We start from the raw sequence: 16232 nt of genomic DNA on the forward strand, positions 1-16232 counted from the left end.
GCGGGGGCGGGGTGCAATCCTGGTCGCAGGAGGAGGGGGCCTGCGACCAGGGGATGTCTCTCAGACCGGCGTGGCGCCGGCCTCCTGCTCGCTGGGGCGGGTGAGGCGCGCCGAGTCGGGCAGGTCGTCATCGTGCGGCCAGCGGGTGAGCAGGGCATCCGTGGTGCTCTCCACCCCCTCGTCATCCCGGAACACCGGCTCCCGGTAGCAGCGGGTCATGCGCAGGGCCTGGTACATGTCGGGGCAGAGGATGATGCCATCCTCGCCGACCCGGATCCCCGCCTGTTTGAACCACTGGCTCATCTGGCCGTGCCGACCGGCCATCACCATGTGGATGCCGCGCCGCTTGAGCTCCTTGTGCAGCTCTCCCACCATGCTCATCACGCTGATGTCCTGATGGGTGAAGCAGGCCACCGCATCCACCACCAGGCACCTGGGATTGTGGGGATCCTGCACCAGCAGTGCCAGCACCCGCCGCTTGAAGTAGGGGGCGTTGAAGTAGGTGAGCGGGGAGTTGAAGCGATAGACCAGGATGCCGGGAATCGCCTTGGCCTGCTCGTTGTCCCCCAGGGTGCGCACCACGCCCTCGTCGTCCATGCCGAGCAGCTGGTCGGTGGGGCGCATCACGTTGCGCAGGAACTGGAACAGCCCCAGCAGGACTGCGAGGGTGATGCCCGGAATGACCCCCATGGTGAGCACGCTGACAAAGGTCACCAGGGCGAGCCAGAAGGCGGCGCGGTCCGATTCGCGCAGGGCCCAGAGGCCGCGAAAATCTGTCAGCGACAGGGAGGCCATCACCAGCACCACGCCGAGGGCGGCGGTGGGAATGTATTGCAGCGGCGCCGTCAGGTAGAAGGTGACCAGGGCGATGACGGCGGCGGCGATGATGGAGACCAGCTGGCTTTTGCCGCCGTTGGCGTCGTTGACCGCGGTGCGCGAATCCGCCCCGCTGATGGCAAAGCCCTGAGAGGCCGCCGCCGCCAGGTTCGCCATGCCCAGCGCCCTAAACTCCTTGTCCGCATCAATCTCGTAGCCATTCTTGGCGGCGAAGCTGCGGGCGGTGAGCATCATGGAGACGAAGCTCACCATGGCGAGGTTGAGGGCGGGCAGCACCAGCTCACGGATAAGCCCGGGGGGAAAGTCCGGCATCTGGAAGGCGGGCAGCCCCGAGCCGATGGTCCCCAGGGTGGCGATGTCGACACGGCCGAGATTGAACAGCCACACCAGGGCCGCCGTCACCACCATGGCCACCATGGAGGAGGGCCAGGCCGGTCTGTAGCGCTTGGCCAGCAGCAGGGTGAGCAGGGCGGTTAGGCTCATGGCCAGGGTGGGCAGATGGGTCTGGGTAATGTAGCTGGTGCCGTTCAGGATCCGCTCTATCAGGTAGCGCTCGCTGAAGGTGAAGCCGAAGATCTTGGAGAGTTGGCCCACCATGATGGTGATGGCCACCCCGTTGAGCAGCCCCATCAGGATGGGGCGGGAGAGAAAGTCTGCCAGCACCCCCAGTTTGAAGCGGCTGGCGATGAGGCACCAGAAGCCGGTCATGGCGGTCATGGTCATCACCAGTTGCCAGTGACGGGTGGGATCCCCGGCGGCGAGCGGCGTGACCACGGCGGCGATCACCGCGCAGGTGGCGGCATCCGGACCGACGATGAGCTGACGGGAGGTGCCAAAGAGGGCGTACACCACCATGGGCAGGATGCAGGAGTAGAGGCCGACGATGGCGCCCACCCCGGCGAGCTCCGAATAGGCGATGGCCACGGGCAGGGCCACGGCCGCGACCGAGAGGCCAGCGCGAAGATCCGGCATCAGCCAGGCCCGCTGGTATTGCAGCAAGGCGGCGAGCCCCGGCAGCCAGCGCTCGAGAGAGAAGAAATCGCGCATTATTTAACCCATTGAGTTACAAACATCTTTTTCTTAGTGTGCCCAAGGTTGTCGGCCCTTTGCAATCCGCTCATGGCCAGTTCACCACAAGGTCAGGCCAGATGCGTTGCCACTCCTTGGCCCTGACCCGTTCGCTAAAGATACGGCTCTCCTGGCGACAGCGCGGATTGGGGCTCACCACCAGGGACCAGTTGGGGGCAAAGCCGTAGGGGGCCAGCCACTCGAAAGCATCATCTGCCAACAGGCGGACTCCGATGCAGGTGGGTATCTCCACCCAGTGGCTGAGGGCCGAGAGCGAGCTGGCAAAAGGAGGCACCTGCTGGCGCAGATGCATGCGGGCCTGGTTGCGCACCTCCCACAACTGGCCTGGCATCCTGGCGGCGAGCCAGGCTTCGTGATCGGCCTCCTTCAATCCAGTCGGATCAGCGCTGTCCAGATAGATAAGATCGATGTCGTTGAGCGGGGTGGGTTCGGCCTTGTGATGGAGGTGATCCCAGATGAGGTTGCGCACAAACCCCGCCCCCAGGGCCCAGTCGGGCAGGGCCAGCTCCCGCGCAGCCCGGAGGCAATCCATGCGCGGGTGATCAGCCCGCAGCAGGGCCTCGGTGCAGGCCCGCAGGTGCGCCTCCCGCAGCGCCCCGGCTTCAACCGGCATTGCGGCGCAACCAGACGTCGATGTAGCTGCAGCTCGGCACTATGGTGAGCCCCTCAGAGAGGGTCCAGTCGTAGAAGCGGCGGGCCAGCTTGTCGGCAATCCCCTGTCCGCGCAGCTCGGGGGGAACCTGGGTGCTGTAGGCGTCCACCGTGGTGGCGTCCAGCCGGCGATAGGCAAGGCGGGAGATCTTGCCGTCCACGGTGCAGACAAACTGCTGCTGATCGGCCTGGTGAAGGATGTCGCTCATCGGGAGTCCTCTCTGGGTGAATGGGAAGATCAGAACATGGCGGACAGGGTTTGCCAACGCCATTCTTTGCGCCCATGTCGGGCTCGCTTACACTGGCCGGCCTGCGAATGGTCGCAAGGCAAGGTATAGAACATTGAGAGAGGATGGATCCGTCATGGCCTTCGCCACCCTGGACGAGCTGATAGGCAACACCCCGCTGCTGGCGCTGCGCCGCATTAATCCGCACCCCGGCGTCACCCTGCTGGTGAAGCTGGAGGGCAACAACCCCGCCGGCTCCGTCAAGGACAGGGCGGCGCTGAACCTCATCAGGCAGGCAGAGGCGAGTGGTCACTTAGCGCCAGGGGCCCGGCTCATCGAGGCCACCTCCGGCAATACCGGCATCGCGCTGGCCATGGTGGCGGCGTCCCGGGGTTACCGGATGCGACTCATCATGCCGAGCAACATGAGCCAGGAGCGGCGCGACGCCATGCAGGCCTACGGCGCCGAGCTGGTGCTGGTGGAAGAGGGCATGGAAGCGGCGCGAGACCTCGCCCTGGCCATGCAGACGCGGGGGGAGGGGCTGGTGCTCGATCAGTTCAACAACCCCGCCAACCCGGATGCCCACTACCGCTCCACCGGCCCCGAGATCTGGCGCCAGAGCGGCGGGGCGGTCACTCACTTCGTCTCGGCCATGGGCACCACGGGCACCATCATGGGGGTCTCCCGCTACCTCAAGGAGCAGAACCCGGCGGTGGCGGTGATCGGCCTGCAACCGGCCGAGGGGAGCCAGATCCCCGGCATTCGCCGCTGGCCCGAGGCCTACCGGCCCGCCATCTTCGAGCCTGCGCGGGTCGATGGGGTGCTGGATGTGACGCTCGACGAGTCCCTCGCCATGATGCGCCGGCTGGCGCGGGAGGAGGGGATCTGCTGCGGTGTCAGCTCGGGTGGCGCCGTGGCCGGGGCCTTGCGGGTGGCGGCGGAGATCGGGCAGGGGGTGGTGGTGGCGATCATCTGCGATCGGGGGGATCGCTACCTCTCCACCGGGGTCTTCACCCCCGATGCCTGACGGGCAAGGGTCCGTTACTCCCAGGCCCGCTCCAGCAGGACCAGCAACTGGTCCCTGTCCGCATCCTTGCGGTTGTAGAGCAGGGCGCCATCGTTGATGGCGAGATCCCGGATCCCGGGCAGCAGCGCCTTGTCGGTGAGGCCCGCCTCCCGCAGGGTGCGGGGCAGCTTGACCGTCTGCCACAGAGTATCGCGCAGTGCCTGCAACGCCTCGATGGTGGCCTGGGGTCGCCCCTCGGCCGGGGTCGCGGCAAAGCGCTCCGGCCCCACCAGGGGCAGCAGCAGGCGGGCCAGCTCGGGGTCGATGCCGGGCCGGTTGTAGTCGAGCACGGTGGGCAGGAAGAGGTTCATGCAGAGGCCATGGGGCAGGTGGCAGCGCGCCCCCAGACTGTGGCCGAGGGCGTGCACCAGCCCCACCATGGAGTTGGAGAACGCCATGCCCGCCAGGGTGGAGCCCTCTGCCAGTTGCAGCCGCAGGCCCTTGTCCGTCGGGTGGGCCAGCACCCTGGGCAGGGCGGTGGCAATCTTCTCCACCGCCATCAGGGCCAGGGCGTCACTGACCGGGTTCTTGCCGTTGCCGATGAAGGCCTCGATGGCGTGGGTCATGGCATCCATGGCGGTGGCGGCGGTGATGGGCAGCGGCAGCCCCAGGGTGAGGCGGGGATCCAGCACCGCCAGCCGGGGCAGCAGGAAGGGGGAGGTGAAGGGTACCTTGCGCCCGCTCCCTTCATCCTTGATCACTGCCACCAGCGTCACTTCGGAGCCGGTCCCCGCCGTGGTGGGGACCACCGCCAGGGGGTTGAGGGGATGGGTCAGGCAATCCGCTCCGGCATAATCGAGCAGCCGCTCGCCCCCCAGGGTCGCCAGTATGTTCACCGCCTTGGCGGTGTCGATGACGGAGCCGCCGCCAAGGGCGAGCAGGCTGTCACAGCCCAGCTCCCGGTAGTGGCGGGCGATCCGCTCCACCACGGCGGTGGAGGAGTCCGCCGGGATCTCGTCCCAGATGGCGGCGACCGGCAACGCCCCTTCGGCCATCACATCGGCCAGCAGGGTGGCGAGCCCGCTGCCGCTGACCCCCTTGTCGGTGAGAAGCAAGGGGCGGCCAGCTCCCAATCCCCTCAGGGCATCCGGCAACTGTTCCAGTGCCTGTTCCCCCGCCATCAGCTTGACCGGGCAGAAAAAATCGTAATAACGGCTCATCCCGTTCTCCTCGTGTTCAACCGGTCAGAAGACCCAGATAGATGTGGCAGGCCCGCGCGAGCTTGCGATGCGGGTCCGGGTAGTGGCGAAGCAGGGGCCGCGCGATGAAGGCGGGCAGGATCAGGCTCTGCAACTGCTCAAGCGCTCGCACCAGGTGCATGGCCGCGTCGAGATCCCCCTCCACCAGCAGCCGGTTTTCGCAAAAGGCCTGGTTGATGCCGAGGCGAAAACTGAGGGCGCGAAAGGCGACGGCGGGGTGCTTGAAGCGCACCCGCAGGGGGTGGGGGCCGTCATGGGCACAGGTCGAATGCGCCCTGCCAGCCTCCTCACCGCAGTGCCAGCGCCCCGCGAACTTGTAGAGACTCAGCCCCCGGGTCATGCCGTTTACCTCGAGCCTGATGGTGAGGCCGTCCGGCAGGGGGGCAAGCTCGCGGCGCACCGCCTCGTCGACCCGGGCGGCGCGGCACAGAGTGCGGCCGATGATCCAGAGCAGGCTGCCAATCCAGAGGCGTCTGCCGGTGGCAAGCAGGGCGTCAGGGCGCATGGGAACCTCCGCTGATGGCGGACCAGAAGAGGGCGAAGGCGCTCTCCTGCCAGTGGGGGTCTTCTCCCAGTTCAGGCTGATCGACAAAGAGGGAGGCGCAGGCCAGAAACTGGCCCTGGCACACCTCCAGCATCAGTGCCGGCGGGGCCGACATCAGCTCGCCGCTGGCCTGGCCCCGGGCGAGCAGGCTCGGCAGAAAATGCAGGGTCTCCGCCAGGATCTGGCTGCGCAGGGGCCGGGCCAGCAGGGGGGAGTGGAAAAAGCCCAGCACGAACCTGAGCTCACGGGGGTGGGCCTGCATCCAGCCCATGGCCTGGTGCCAGTAGTGGCGGGCCTGCTCCTGGAGCGGCAGGGCGGCATCGGCCTCGGTGATGGCGGCGCCAAGGCGCAGCTTGATGTCCTGGTAGAGGCTCTGGATCAGCACCTCCTTGCTGGGAAAGTGATGAAACAGGGTGCCATTGGCCACCCCGGCCGCCTTGGCGATGCGGGCGGTGGCGGCGCCCTGCAGGCCATCCTCCGCGCACAGGGCCAGGGCGGCATCCAGGATCTGGCGGCGTTTGTCGGTCATGGTCTCTCGCATCTCGCCTCCTAGCGCAGGAACAGGGCCATCATCAGCCGCTGGTACCAGCGCCGATAGGGGGGATGAATGAGGGAGCCTGTGCTGAAGCGTCCGCGACGCAGCACGGTTTTCGCTTTGGAGAAGGTGAGAAACCCCTCGCGGCCGTGATAGTGGCCCATGCCGGAGGGACCGATGCCGCCGAAGGGGGCATCGTCCGCCGCCACCTGGAACAGACTCTCGTTGATGGCCATGCCCCCGGCGTGGGTCTCCCGGATGAGGCGGCGCTGCAGCGTCTCGTCCAGGCTCATCAGATAGAGCGCCAGGGGGCGGGGCCGGGCCGCCACATAGGCCAGGGCCTCCTCGATGTCGTCATAGGGCACCAGGGGCAGCAGGGGGCCGAAGATCTCCTGCTGCATCACCTGGCAGTGGCCGGGCACCTCGGTCAGCAGGTGGGGCACCAGCTTGCGGGTGGCGTCATCCCGGGCGGGCGTGACGCAGGGGTGGATCTGGGCGCCGGCCTGCCTCGCCTCCTCCAGCCAGGCGGTGAGCCGCTCGTACTGGGGGGCGTTGATGATGGCGCCATAATCCGGGCTCTCGAGCCCCTGGGGGTAGAGGCGGCGAAAATGGGCCTGATAGGCCTCGATGAAGGCCTGCTCCTGCCCCCTCGGCAGCAGCACGTAGTCGGGGGCCACGCAGATCTGGCCGGCGTTGAGGCTCTTGCCGAAGATCATCCGCTCCACCGCCAGGGCCAGGGGCATGTCGGGGGCGATGAGACAGGGGCTCTTGCCGCCGAGCTCCAGAGTGAGGGGGGTGAGCTGGGGGGCGGCCGCGGCCATCACCAGCCGACCCACCGCCGTGGAGCCGGTGAAGATGAGATGGTCGAAGGGGAGGGCGCTGAAAGCGGCCGCGATCCCCGCATCCCCCTCGATGACCACCACCTCGTCACCGCCGAGGGCCTCATCGAGCAGGGTGCGCAGCACGGCGTTGGTGTGAGGGGTGAACTCGGAGAGCTTGATCATGGCGCGGTTGCCGGCGGCGAGGGCGCCGATGAGGGGCCCGAGGCTCAGCATCACCGGGAAATTCCAGGGCACCATGATGCCGACCACGCCGAGGGGCTGATAGTGCACCTCGACCCTGACGGGGGCCAGCAGCAGGCCGGAATGACGGCGCTCCGGTTTCATCCACCCCTTGAGCCGTTTCAGGGTGTAGTTGATCTGCATGACGCAGGGGAGCACATCGGCGATCAGGCTGTCGTAATCGCTGCGCTGGCCGTAGTCCCGGGCCAGGGCCTGACACAGTGCCTGCTTGTGGCGCAGCAGCCCCTGCTTGAGGGCATCAAGTCTGGCGAGGCGGGACGCCAGATCCGGCATGGGGGTGGCCTGGCTGGCCTGCCTGAGCCGATGCAGTTGCTCGGGGAGGGAGAACTTGTCCGGTGAGGCGGGGGTGACGGTGGTGTCCATGGCATGCTCCGCACGAAAAGTGACCGACTGATTAGTCGGTCCAAATCTAGCGATTCGTTGCCGACTTGTAAACCGGGCGGGGGCAGAGGGTGGCTGCCAGTGGGCGGCGTTGTCCGGAACTGTGTCCGGGCTCCCATTTTTGAGGTATCTGGATTGGTCTTCTATCTAATAAGGGGTAATTGTGGGTCACCAACTCGGAGGGAGAACCGCACATGACCAGGGAATTGCATAGCCTGCTGGCCCGGCTGGATGACGTGATCGCGCGCATGCCGGACAGTTTCAATACCTATGAGTTTGCCCAGAAGCTGGCGCTGCAACATCAGCAGGAGTATTTCGCCGCAGGCCACTCCCTGGCGGGCCAGGAGAAGAACCTGCTGCGCCTGCTCCACGAAAAGATTGCCCTGGCGCTGGCGAGCCATGAGGGCGTCATCGAGGGGGCCCTGCTGCCCTGCATGACCCCCTGGGGGGAGCGTGCCACCTCGCCCCGCTGGCACCGCAAGCACTGACCCGACAACAACATGAAAAGGCCCCTCGGGGCCTTTTCATGTTGGGGGTCACACCTACTGGACCAGCCTGCGGGCCTGCCAGTAGCGGCTGTTCCAGTAGACGTTGTCGAGGCGCGAGCGGATCACGCCCTTGCTGGTGGAGGCGTGGATGAACTCACCTGCCCCGGTGTAGACCCCGACGTGGTACTGCTGCCAGCCGGTCTTGAAGAAGACCAGGTCCCCGTGCTGGAGACGGTATCTGTCCACCGGGCGGCCGAGGCTCGCCTGGGATTCCGTGGTGCGGGGCAGGGTGAAGCCCAGGACCTGGCTGTAGGCGAGCTGGGTGAAGGCGGAGCAGTCGAGACCGGCGCGGCTGGTACCGCCCATGCGATAGGGCACGCCGCGCCACTGCTGATAGAAGTTGTCGAATGCGCCGCTCTGGCGCACGGGAGGGGGAGGCTCCGGCGTGCTGGAGCAGGCGGCGAGAAGCAGGGCCAGCAGGGGCAGCAGCAAGGTGCGAAACATCTCAACTCCTTGATAGGGCACGGGGTTCATCATAGACGATGATCCTGCCTGGAACCTGAATGACAACGGCATTGACGAGTGGCCGCCTGTGGGGGCAACCACTGGATCACCCCGCCGGTTTGGGGGTAATGAGCGGCGTCAGCAACTCGGCAATCTTGTAGAAGGTCTGCACCCGCGTGGTGCTGGGGCGCCACACCAGGCCTATCTCCCGATAGGGTTTCTCCCCGGGCAGGGGGATGGCCACCAGGTCCGTGTTGTCGAGGATGCCCGCATCTATGGCCATCTGGGGCAGGAAGGTGGTGCCAAGACCGGCCCCCACCATCTGCACCAGGGTGTGCAGGCTGGTGGCGGCGAACGGGTTGATCTTGCTCTTGTCCCGCAGCCGACAGGCGCTCACCGCGTGCTCCGTCAGGCAGTGCTCCCGCTCCAGCAGGAAGATGCTCTGGTTGGGCAGCTCCTTGTAGTCGAACGGCATGTGCAGGCCCGCCGCCATGTGGGAGGGCATCACCATGTGGAAGGGATCCTGGCCGACGGTCTTGCTGTGGAAGCCGCCGATCTCCACCGGCAGCGCCAGGATCAGCAGATCGAGCTGCCCCTGCTCCAGCTGCTTGAGCAGATTGGTGGTGGTGTCTTCCCGCAGCAGCAGCTCCAGATCCGGATAGGCCTTGCCGCACACCTGCAGCAGCTTGCTCAGCAGGAAGGGGGCGATGGTGGGGATGCAGCCCAGGCGCACCGTGCCGTGCATGACGCCCCCCTGCTGCTGCCCCAGCTCCATCAGATCCCGGGCGTCGGAGAGCAGGTTGCGCGCCCGCGCCACGATCTCCATGCCGACCGGCGTCATGATGAAGCTCTTGTGATCCCGCTCCACCAGTTGCAGGTTCATCATGTCCTCCAGGGTCTGGATCCCGGTACTCAGGGTCGACTGGCTGACATGGCAGGCCTTGGCGGCGCGGTTGAAATTCTTGTGCTCGTCCAGAGCGACCAGATACTGGAGCTGCTTCAGGCTGGGCCAACGTTGCATAGGAGAAACCCGATCGATGCTATCTATTTGATTTGATTAATCTACCATCGAGAAGCCCCGTTGTCGCCGACAAATCGGTGCCCCCTGGCAGGCGCACTGCCTCACGCACATGGGGTGGCCTGCGCCGATGGGCTGGCGACCCCTCATTGGTCGGGAGCTTATCCCCTTGTGCCGCGCCATTGAAGGGGCGCCGCCATGGGATGTGACGGGGATCGGCCTTCGGGCGGGGCGCCCTGCGCGCAGGAGCGGCCATAAAAAAACGCGCCGGTGGGCGCGTTTTTGCAGAAGGGGGGCGGACTATTCGTCGAAGATACCGAAGTGATCCTTGGCGAAGTTGACCCGCTGCTCCACGTTCATCTTGACCTGACCCAGCTTCTCGATGGTCTTGAGGTTGGGCACCAGGCCGCGACCGTTGGCGATCTGGATGGCAAGGCCCGGACGGGCGTTGAGCTCCAGCAGCATGGGGCCGCGGAACTTGTCCAGCACCATGTCGGTCCCGATGTAGCCAAGACCGGACATCTCGTAGCAGGAGGCCGCCAGGTTGAGCAGGGTGTCCCAGTGGGGCACCTTCAGATCATAGAGATCCAGGCCGGTGTCCGGGTGGTGGCGCAGCGGGTTGCCAAACTGCACCGCCCGCAGGGCGCGGCCGGTGCGCAGGCACAGGCCCACCCCCACGGCGCCCTGGTGCAGGTTCGCCTTGCCATCGGAAGCCGAGGTCGAGAGGCGCATCATGGCCATCACCGGGAACCCCTTGAAGATGATCACCCGGGCATCGGGGACCCCTTCGAAGGAGTAGCCGTCGAACACGTCGTCGAAGTTGATGAGGCCTTCGACCAGCGCCACGTCGGGTTTGCCGCCGAGGGAATAGAGCCCCGCCAGGATGTTGGAGACATGGCGCTCCAGATCCTGGCCGTTGGCGGCGCTGCCGTTGGGCTTGTAGAAGAGGCCGTCCTCCTGGCGCAGGATCACCAGGATCCCCTTGCCGCCGGAGCCGCGGGCCGGCTTGATGCAGAAGCCCGGCCAGTCCTTCACCAGCTCGGTGATGCGAGTCACGTCGTGCTGCTCGCGGATGGTGCCGATGAGTTCAGGCACCGTCACCCCCGCATCCAGCGCGATGCGCTTGGTCTTGAGCTTGTCATCCACCAGCGGATAGAGGCGGCGCGGGTTGTAGCGGCTGATGTAGGAGTGGTTGCGCTTGTTCATGCCGAGGATGCCTGCCTGGGACAGGCTCCACGGACTGGTGTATTTCTGCCAGAACCACATCTGTTACTTGTCCTTACCCGGGGTGGCACCAGACTTCATCTCGTCCACCAGCGGCTTGAAGCGCTTGAGCTCGCTCAGCTTGTAGCCGGTGTAGTTACCCATCAACAGCACGGTCGCCATCAGCACCAGCTGCAGGCCGAGGAAGTTGAAGGTGAGGTGACGAATGAGCTCGTTGTCCATGGCCAGGTAGGCGATGACCGCCACCAGCAGGGAGCCGCCGCCTTGGCGGAACACCTCTTTGGGACCCTCTTCTTCCCACAGGATGGACATGCGTTCGATGGTCCAGGAGAGGATGATCATCGGGAAGAAGGTGATCTTCATGCCATCGGTCAGCCCCAGCTTGAAGGCGAACGCCGAGAAGATGCCGATCATCGAGATCACCATGATGATGATCGCCGATATTCGGGCGACCAGCAGCAGGTTCAGCCTCGAGAGGTAGGAGCGGATCACCAGGCCGGTGCCGACGATCAGCAGGAAGCCGATGAGGCCGGTGACCAGCGAGGTCTGGATGAAGGCGACCGCGATCAGCACCGGCATGAAGGTGCCGGAGGTCTTGATCCCCACGATGACCCGTAGGAACACCACCATGAGCACGCCGATGGGGATGAGCAGCAGACCCTTGAACAGGGCTTGTTCTTCCAGGGGCAGGCTGTGGATGGAGAAGTTCATCATCTCGGATTTTTCGAACTTCTGGGCCAGGGCCACGTTGACCGGTTGCTCCTGCTCGATCATCGAGAAGGTGACGCGGGAGTTGTGACCGCCGGTGACGTCCAGGAGGGCGCCGGAGTTGTACTCCCACAGCAGCAGGTTGGCCGGTTGACCCTGTTCACCGCTTTGCGGGTTGAACAGCTTGTAGTCGGTCGGGCTGTTGAAGACCTGCAGGTAATCCACCAGCTCCTGACGGCGACGGCCGTCTTCCAGGCTGAGGGCGTGAACCACCCGGGCCGGGACGTCCGCGTTGTTGAGCAGCTCGGCAATCAGATTGGCGCGGCTCTTGTGGGACTTGAGCAGCTCGGCATTCTGTTCCTGCTTCTCGATCTCCTTGATGATCTCGCGGGTCAGGGTGTAGCCGTCGGCGGAGCGCTCCTGGGCGCGCTCCAGGATCTGCTTCATGGCCGTGGCGTAGGGCTCGCTCTCGATCTGCTTCTCGATGGCGGGCGGCTGCGGGTTGGCGGCGGGCTTGGCATGGGCATCGGCCATCATGTCGACCCGGTAGTAGAGCTCCTGACGGCCGGAGGCGGCGCGGATGGACCACTCGGCGCGGGCATCCCCGTCTTTTTCCACGAACGACAGACCATAGCCCGGGCTCGCGGCGTTCTCGTTCATCAGGGTGAAGCCGGGCTGGGTGCCCGGAATGGCCAGGGAGGCGATCACCGGCTCGCCGGTGGCCTCGAACTCGAGCTTGGCTTCGATGGACCAGATCTGGCGCTTTTCACCCGGCGTGAGCGGGACGTCCAGCGCGATGTGATGATAGAAGGTCATCCCCAGGCCGACGATGTAGAGCAGGGCGACCAGCAGATAGAACGGCTTACGGGAAACCATGGATTATTTCACATCCTTGAGCTTGGGTTTGGGTTGGATATATTCGCGGGCCACGTCGACCACGGCGATGTCTTTGAGGAATTCACGGCCCAGCAGCACGGGGAAGGTCATTTCGCTGCGGTCCTTCAGGGTAAATTCGGCCTTCTCGGTCATGTCGCCGATGCGCACGGCGAGGCGAACCACGGGGCGACGGTCGAGATCGTCGGCGGAAGCCTGACGGACCCGCACGTGACGCACCAGGGGGGCTTCAATCTGGATCTTGTCGTCCATCTCCTGGTGGCTCAGGAAGAAGCGCACCCAGTTCTTGCCGTTGCGCTCGAAGATGGTGATCTCCTGGGCGCTGATGGAGGAGGTGGTGGCGCCGGTGTCGACCCGCGCCTGGAAGGCGTCGTTGGCGGCGTCAACCCAGATCCACTCCGCTTCACCCACCAGCAGCTTGCCATCGACGGTGTGGCCCTGGCTCGGCGCCGGGCACTTCTCGGTGGGAATGGGCATGGCCTTGGGCGGCTCGGGAGGCAGGGTAGCCAGCTTGCTGTCGACTTTCTTCACGGACTCTTTCATGTTGGTGACATCGGTGTTGAGCTGAACCAGCAGGTGCTGTTGCTGCACATACTGCTTCTGTTGCTGTTCCATGGATGTTTGCAGACGTTGCTCGCTCAACGAGATCTCGTTGCGCAGCTCGGCCAGCGTCAGGGTCGGGGCCGGGGGGGCTTTTTCCATACTGACACACCCGCCGAGACTGAGCAGGGAGAGCAGGGTCATTCCTTTTAATTTGCTTTTCATGTCATTCATTTAACTGTGCTTCCTGGAATTGGGTCAGTGTAACTTCCACAGCCGCCATCGGCTAGTCTTTGGCCTTTCTGGCGATCAGTACGGCACGTTTGGGTGCCGGGTATCCTTCGACCGTGAGTGCAGGATTGTGTGGATCCAGATAGTCACTCAGGGACTCGTTAATCATCCAGTCGGTACGACGCTGTTCGTCGGTGCTGGTCATATTCTCGTCGACGATGCGCACATCGGTGAACCCGCAGCGCTCGACCCAGCGTGTGAGGGCCGCGCTCGAGGGGAGGAACCAGACGTTGCGCATCTTGCCGTAGCGATCGGAGGGCATCAGCACCTGGTTTTCGTCGCCGTCCACCACCAGGGTCTCGAGCACCAGCTCCCCATCGTCTTTGAGCTGGTTGCGCAACTGCTCGATGTGCTCGATGGGAGACTTGCGATGATAGAGCACCCCCATGGAGAAGACGGTGTCAAAGGCCCGCAGCGCCGGCAGCTCCTGGATACCGAGGGGCAGCAGGTGGGCGCGCTGGTCGTTGTCCATGAAGTGGCGAATGGCTTCGAACTGGCAGAGGAACAGCGGGCTCGGGTCGATGCCGACCGCCAGTTTCGCCCCTTCCCCCACCATGCGCCAGAGGTGGTAGCCGCTGCCGCAGCCCACGTCCAGCACGTAGCGGCCCTGGAGCGGGCTGATGTGGGGCAACACCCGATCCCACTTCCAGTCGGAGCGCCACTCGGTGTCGATGTGGATACCGTGCACATGGAAGGGGCCCTTGCGCCAGGGCATGAGCTGGCGCAGCAGGCTCTCGGTCTTCTTGCGCTCACCCTCTCCCAGGCTATCGGGGCCGCCGATGGCGACCCGCTCTTTGAGCTCGATCCGGCCGGGGGCCACGACGGGCAGCTTGGCGAGGGCGCGGTTCCAGCGCGGCAGATCCCCGTGCAGGTTGTCGTGCTGCCAGGCGTGCAGCTGGGCGGGCAGGGTGTGCAGCCAGTGGCTCAACCGGTTCTTGGCGATCAGTTGATAAAAATGGGCGAAATCGATCATGGCTTAGTTGGTGTCGCTGGCTTTGATGGCAATCATGGAGCCGAAGTTGAAGCACTGGAACCAGAGGTCCAGGTGGGTGAAGCCGGCGTCCCGCAGGCGCGCCTGATGGACCGCCAGGGTGTCGGTGCGCATCACGTTCTCAAGGGCGGTGCGCTTCTGGCTGATTTCCAGCTCGCTGTAGCCGTTGGCCCGCTTGAAGTCGAGGTGCAAGTCGATGAGCAGCTCGTTGACCTGCTCGTCATCGAAGCGGAACTTCTCGCTCAGGATGAGGATGCCGCCGGGGCGCAGGCCGTCAAAGATGCGCGCGATGAGGGCGGCCCGCTTCTCGGGGGCGACGAACTGCAGGGTGAAGTTGAGCACCACCACGGAGGCGTTCTCGATGGGGATGTCGCAGATGTCCGCCTCCACCAGCTCCACCGGTACCTCGGACTTGAAGCCCGAGAGGTGAGCGCGGGCCCGCTCGATCATGGGGTGGGAGAGATCCACCGCCGTGATCTGGCAGCCGGGCTGGGTGACGTGGCGGCGCATGGCCTGGGTCGCGGCGCCGAGGGAGCAGCCGAGATCGTAGAGGCGGCTCTGGGGCTGGGCGTAGCGGGCGGCCATCATGCCGATGGCGGAGATGATGTTGCTGTAACCGGGCACCGAGCGCTGGATCATGTCGGGGAAGACGTCGACGACCTGCTCGTCAAAGCAGAAGTCTCCCAGACGGGCGATGGGGGCGGCAAAAATCTGATCGTGCATGCTGACGCAACCTGACAGCCGGTGTGGTGGGCGGCTGTTTTATTCAATTGAATCTTGGGTGGACGGGCATCGAAATGGCGTCGTCACCGGTTGACGAACGGGGTGGCTTGCTCCGGGATCCTTCGGGCTGCCCCTGTTCGCAACGGGCCATGGTCCGGGCCCTCAGGGTGCCGGGCTGGGGTGGGCAACGCATTGCCATGCACCCAGGCCCGGGACCTTACTTGGGGCGCTAGTGTAGAGGAAAGGCGGGCGTTTGTCTTGACGCCAACCCCGGTGGGACCACAAAAAAAGCGGCTTTTTTTGGGGACGGAGAAGGGGCGGGGAGGGGGCCGCTCAAAAGGGCAGCACCCCCTGGCGGGCGCGATCGTTTTCTCCCGGCCAGGGGGCCATCTCCTGGCCGAGCAGGCGGCTGATCTGCCGTGCGAGTTCGGGGGCCCGGGCATTGTCGGCGGTGTGGACAAAGAGGTAGAGATCCTTGCCCTCCTGGAGCCATTGTTTCCAATGCGGCAACCATGGTGGCAAAAAAGGGTGATTGTCCTCGATTTGAGGCAAACCAATCAGGCGCACCACCGGGGCACCCCCTGTGGCCAGCAGATGGACCGGCAACCTGGGTTTCTTGCCCTGGGCATCGATCATGGCGGCCGTGGTGGCGGGCACCGAGAAGAGCGGACGGCTGTCGAGCATGATGCGATTGATGCCCCGCGCCATCAGCATCCGGTTGAGGGCCCGTTCCGCCTCCCCCTTGGCGAAGAAATCGGGGTGGCGCACCTCGAGGGCATAGGTGAAATCCTGGGGCAGCCGCGCGAAGAAGGCATCCAGACGGGCCAGCCCCTCTGGCCCGAAGCGGGCGGGCAGTTGCAGCTTGAGCAGCCCCAGCTTGTCATGCAGGGGGGCCAGCAGGCGGATGAAGGCCGTCACCTGTTTGTCCGCGCTCACCAGATCGCTCTGGTGACTGATCTCCTTGGGAAACTTGAAGCTGAAGCGAAAGTGGTCGGGGACCGCATCGGCCCAGCGCTGCACCGTCTCCGGGGTCGGTGAGGCGTAGAAGGTGGTGTTGCCCTCCACGGAGTTGAACACCCGGGCATAGTCGGCGAGGTGCTCGGCGGGCCTGGCATTCATCCCCAGCAACTGGCCGGGCCAGGCCGGGTGTGACCACTGGGGCAGGCCCAAATAGAGGCTCATGATGGTTCCTGTCGGCAGGTTGGCGCACTTTTGCCCTCCTTTTTTGCGCCAGAACAAC

17 protein-coding genes are annotated in these 16232 nt (G+C 65.2%); 2 read left to right on the forward strand and 15 right to left on the reverse strand.

The genetic code is table 11. From position 1 onward, the window contains the following. Window positions 1-60 precede the first annotated feature (60 nt). The 3 genes from ACNPAA_RS04220 to ACNPAA_RS04230 all read right to left on the reverse strand — a co-directional run bounded on the left by ACNPAA_RS04220 (window position 61) and on the right by ACNPAA_RS04230 (window position 2786). Complete coding sequence (locus tag ACNPAA_RS04220; RefSeq protein ID WP_182976443.1) at window positions 61-1884, reverse strand: SulP family inorganic anion transporter; 1824 nt, start codon at window positions 1882-1884, stop codon at window positions 61-63. A gap of 70 nt (window positions 1885-1954) precedes the next feature. Further along, on the reverse strand, window positions 1955-2539 hold the full coding sequence (locus ACNPAA_RS04225) for a nucleotidyltransferase family protein (protein ID WP_253584578.1): 585 nt from the start codon (window positions 2537-2539) through the stop codon (window positions 1955-1957). Continuing rightward, entirely contained in the window at window positions 2529-2786 is a 258-nt protein-coding gene (locus ACNPAA_RS04230) for a GNAT family N-acetyltransferase (protein WP_041215550.1), read from the reverse strand. The genes ACNPAA_RS04225 and ACNPAA_RS04230 overlap by 11 nt, the downstream gene beginning before the upstream one ends. A gap of 154 nt (window positions 2787-2940) precedes the next feature. Between ACNPAA_RS04230 and cysM the strand changes: the two genes are divergently transcribed. Further along, window positions 2941-3831 carry a cysteine synthase CysM gene (cysM, locus tag ACNPAA_RS04235; protein WP_417891610.1) on the forward strand — a complete coding sequence of 297 codons (891 nt, stop codon included), beginning with the start codon at window positions 2941-2943 and terminating at the stop codon, window positions 3829-3831. Between the two features lie 14 nt (window positions 3832-3845). Here cysM and ACNPAA_RS04240 read toward each other — a convergent pair whose 3' ends face one another. Genes ACNPAA_RS04240 through ACNPAA_RS04255 form a run of 4 tightly spaced genes read right to left on the reverse strand, consistent with a single transcriptional unit; the run spans window position 3846 to window position 7593 of the window. Next, window positions 3846-5030, reverse strand: coding sequence for an iron-containing alcohol dehydrogenase (locus ACNPAA_RS04240; RefSeq protein WP_319899380.1), 1185 nt, complete (start codon window positions 5028-5030; stop codon window positions 3846-3848). A 16-nt stretch (window positions 5031-5046) separates the two neighbouring features. After that, window positions 5047-5574: a hypothetical protein gene (locus ACNPAA_RS04245; protein WP_041212703.1), complete on the reverse strand. Its 528-nt coding sequence runs from the start codon at window positions 5572-5574 to the stop codon at window positions 5047-5049. Then, complete coding sequence (locus tag ACNPAA_RS04250) at window positions 5564-6154, reverse strand: TetR/AcrR family transcriptional regulator (protein WP_043155215.1); 591 nt, start codon at window positions 6152-6154, stop codon at window positions 5564-5566. The genes ACNPAA_RS04245 and ACNPAA_RS04250 overlap by 11 nt, the downstream gene beginning before the upstream one ends. A gap of 8 nt (window positions 6155-6162) precedes the next feature. Further along, window positions 6163-7593, reverse strand: a complete 1431-nt coding sequence (locus ACNPAA_RS04255) for a coniferyl aldehyde dehydrogenase (RefSeq protein ID WP_417891611.1) — start codon at window positions 7591-7593, stop codon at window positions 6163-6165. Window positions 7594-7805: 212 nt separating this feature from the next. Here ACNPAA_RS04255 and ACNPAA_RS04260 point away from each other — a divergent pair, with 212 nt between their 5' ends. Continuing rightward, window positions 7806-8099 (forward strand): hypothetical protein, encoded by a 294-nt coding sequence (locus ACNPAA_RS04260; RefSeq protein ID WP_010674084.1) that lies wholly within the window; start codon window positions 7806-7808, stop codon window positions 8097-8099. 54 nt (window positions 8100-8153) lie between these two features. On the opposite strand, the gene ACNPAA_RS04265 is transcribed toward ACNPAA_RS04260, so the two are convergent. The 8 genes from ACNPAA_RS04265 to ACNPAA_RS04300 form a co-directional block, all read right to left on the reverse strand. Further along, window positions 8154-8603: a C40 family peptidase gene (locus ACNPAA_RS04265; protein WP_029314241.1), complete on the reverse strand. Its 450-nt coding sequence runs from the start codon at window positions 8601-8603 to the stop codon at window positions 8154-8156. A gap of 106 nt (window positions 8604-8709) precedes the next feature. Beyond that, window positions 8710-9624 carry a hydrogen peroxide-inducible genes activator gene (locus ACNPAA_RS04270; protein ID WP_010674086.1) on the reverse strand — a complete coding sequence of 305 codons (915 nt, stop codon included), beginning with the start codon at window positions 9622-9624 and terminating at the stop codon, window positions 8710-8712. A gap of 297 nt (window positions 9625-9921) precedes the next feature. Continuing rightward, window positions 9922-10887: an alpha-L-glutamate ligase-like protein gene (locus ACNPAA_RS04275; RefSeq protein ID WP_039039849.1), complete on the reverse strand. Its 966-nt coding sequence runs from the start codon at window positions 10885-10887 to the stop codon at window positions 9922-9924. Window positions 10888-10890: 3 nt separating this feature from the next. After that, window positions 10891-12429 carry an inactive transglutaminase family protein gene (locus ACNPAA_RS04280; RefSeq protein ID WP_041215543.1) on the reverse strand — a complete coding sequence of 513 codons (1539 nt, stop codon included), beginning with the start codon at window positions 12427-12429 and terminating at the stop codon, window positions 10891-10893. A 3-nt stretch (window positions 12430-12432) separates the two neighbouring features. Further along, complete coding sequence (locus ACNPAA_RS04285; protein ID WP_417891618.1) at window positions 12433-13191, reverse strand: ATP-dependent zinc protease; 759 nt, start codon at window positions 13189-13191, stop codon at window positions 12433-12435. 82 nt (window positions 13192-13273) lie between these two features. Next, window positions 13274-14251, reverse strand: coding sequence for a tRNA 5-methoxyuridine(34)/uridine 5-oxyacetic acid(34) synthase CmoB (gene cmoB, locus ACNPAA_RS04290; RefSeq protein ID WP_041215542.1), 978 nt, complete (start codon window positions 14249-14251; stop codon window positions 13274-13276). Window positions 14252-14254: 3 nt separating this feature from the next. Beyond that, window positions 14255-14992 (reverse strand): carboxy-S-adenosyl-L-methionine synthase CmoA, encoded by a 738-nt coding sequence (cmoA, locus tag ACNPAA_RS04295; protein ID WP_010674091.1) that lies wholly within the window; start codon window positions 14990-14992, stop codon window positions 14255-14257. A gap of 333 nt (window positions 14993-15325) precedes the next feature. Continuing rightward, the gene (locus tag ACNPAA_RS04300) at window positions 15326-16174 is read right to left on the reverse strand and encodes a DUF72 domain-containing protein (RefSeq protein ID WP_010674092.1); all 849 of its coding nucleotides are present in this window, start codon (window positions 16172-16174) and stop codon (window positions 15326-15328) included. Between the last annotated feature and the right edge of the window lie 58 nt (window positions 16175-16232).

The sequence above is a fragment of the Aeromonas sp. PS2Canimalfood6 genome (assembly GCF_048276795.1).
GTDB classification, from domain to species: domain Bacteria; phylum Pseudomonadota; class Gammaproteobacteria; order Enterobacterales; family Aeromonadaceae; genus Aeromonas; species Aeromonas caviae.

Excerpts from the sequence above, each read along its gene's own strand:
- ACNPAA_RS04230 (WP_041215550.1), bottom strand. The coding sequence starts at position 2,786 with ATGAGCGACATCCTTCACCAGGCCGATCAGCAGCAGTTTGTCTGCACC.
- ACNPAA_RS04220 (WP_182976443.1), bottom strand. The coding sequence starts at position 1,884 with ATGCGCGATTTCTTCTCTCTCGAGCGCTGGCTGCCGGGGCTCGCCGCC.
- ACNPAA_RS04265 (WP_029314241.1), bottom strand. The coding sequence starts at position 8,603 with ATGTTTCGCACCTTGCTGCTGCCCCTGCTGGCCCTGCTTCTCGCCGCC.
- ACNPAA_RS04300 (WP_010674092.1), bottom strand. The coding sequence starts at position 16,174 with ATGAGCCTCTATTTGGGCCTGCCCCAGTGGTCACACCCGGCCTGGCCC.
- ACNPAA_RS04260 (WP_010674084.1), top strand. The coding sequence starts at position 7,806 with ATGACCAGGGAATTGCATAGCCTGCTGGCCCGGCTGGATGACGTGATC.
- ACNPAA_RS04275 (WP_039039849.1), bottom strand. The coding sequence starts at position 10,887 with ATGTGGTTCTGGCAGAAATACACCAGTCCGTGGAGCCTGTCCCAGGCA.
- ACNPAA_RS04270 (WP_010674086.1), bottom strand. The coding sequence starts at position 9,624 with ATGCAACGTTGGCCCAGCCTGAAGCAGCTCCAGTATCTGGTCGCTCTG.
- cmoA (WP_010674091.1), bottom strand. The coding sequence starts at position 14,992 with ATGCACGATCAGATTTTTGCCGCCCCCATCGCCCGTCTGGGAGACTTC.
- ACNPAA_RS04225 (WP_253584578.1), bottom strand. The coding sequence starts at position 2,539 with ATGCCGGTTGAAGCCGGGGCGCTGCGGGAGGCGCACCTGCGGGCCTGC.
- cysM (WP_417891610.1), top strand. The coding sequence starts at position 2,941 with ATGGCCTTCGCCACCCTGGACGAGCTGATAGGCAACACCCCGCTGCTG.
- ACNPAA_RS04285 (WP_417891618.1), bottom strand. The coding sequence starts at position 13,191 with ATGACCCTGCTCTCCCTGCTCAGTCTCGGCGGGTGTGTCAGTATGGAA.
- cmoB (WP_041215542.1), bottom strand. The coding sequence starts at position 14,251 with ATGATCGATTTCGCCCATTTTTATCAACTGATCGCCAAGAACCGGTTG.
- ACNPAA_RS04250 (WP_043155215.1), bottom strand. The coding sequence starts at position 6,154 with ATGCGAGAGACCATGACCGACAAACGCCGCCAGATCCTGGATGCCGCC.
- ACNPAA_RS04245 (WP_041212703.1), bottom strand. The coding sequence starts at position 5,574 with ATGCGCCCTGACGCCCTGCTTGCCACCGGCAGACGCCTCTGGATTGGC.
- ACNPAA_RS04255 (WP_417891611.1), bottom strand. The coding sequence starts at position 7,593 with ATGGACACCACCGTCACCCCCGCCTCACCGGACAAGTTCTCCCTCCCC.
- ACNPAA_RS04240 (WP_319899380.1), bottom strand. The coding sequence starts at position 5,030 with ATGAGCCGTTATTACGATTTTTTCTGCCCGGTCAAGCTGATGGCGGGG.
- ACNPAA_RS04280 (WP_041215543.1), bottom strand. The coding sequence starts at position 12,429 with ATGGTTTCCCGTAAGCCGTTCTATCTGCTGGTCGCCCTGCTCTACATC.